Source organism: Trabulsiella guamensis ATCC 49490, assembly GCF_000734965.1.
GTDB classification, from domain to species: Bacteria; Pseudomonadota; Gammaproteobacteria; order Enterobacterales; family Enterobacteriaceae; genus Trabulsiella; species Trabulsiella guamensis.
The window spans coordinates 1-824 of the sequence record NZ_JMTB01000189.1; the positions used below are offsets into that span (position 1 = coordinate 1).

Sequence of the window (824 nt, forward strand, 5' to 3'; positions counted from 1 at the left end):
GGCCGGGCTGCCGGAGCTTCAGAAACAGCTGGAGCCTGACGAGTTTGCGCGCCAGCTCGCCCTGTTGTGCTTTAAAGCCCGTGCGCTCGGAGACGTAAGCGATGCGTAAGCCCGACAAATTCACGCTGGTCCCGGAAGAAGCGCTCGCCTGGCTGAAGGCGAAAAAGCTGAAACCCGGATTCGATTTCCGGGACGTCTGGCAGGAAGAACACCGCACGGCTTTCACGGTAGCGAAAATGACGCAGCTGGATTTGCTGGCCGACGTCCGCCAGCTGGTTGAGGAGGCGCTGGAGAACGGCCGGACGTTTGCACAGTTCCGGGCTGAGCTGGAGCCGTTGCTGATTAAACGCGGATGGTGGGGCCAGAAACTGATGGATGACCCGCTGACCGGCGAAACAAAGCTGGTACAGCTCGGCAGCGACCGTCGCCTGCGTGTCATCTATGACACCAACATGCGCACATCCCGCGCAGCAGGGCAATGGGAAAGGATCCAGCGGACAAAGCGGGCCATGCCATATCTCATCTATACGCTGGGCCCGTCGCGGGAACACCGTGCTGATCATGTCCGCTGGGCCGGTGTCTGTCTTCCGGCAGACGATCCGTTCTGGGATACGCATATGGGGCCTAACGGCTGGGGCTGTAAATGTGGCGTGCGGCAGGTCAGCCGTTACGAGTACGATCAGCTGAAACAGGATGGCACCATCAAAACCGCCGCCCCGCAGGAGCGGTATGTGAAGTGGGTCAATAAGCGCACGGGTGAGGAAGAGTCCATTCCGGAAGGCATCGATCCGGGCTGGGCATATAATCCCGGCACGGCCAGAGGG

The 824-nt window shown here is 60.7% G+C and carries 1 protein-coding gene; it reads left to right on the top strand.

Annotated elements, in window-relative coordinates; genetic code table 11:
- Window positions 1-101: 101 nt before the first annotated feature.
- Window positions 102-824, top strand: a 723-nt coding sequence (locus GTGU_RS23470) for a phage head morphogenesis protein (RefSeq protein WP_038163682.1), incomplete at its 3' end; no start/stop codon positions are given.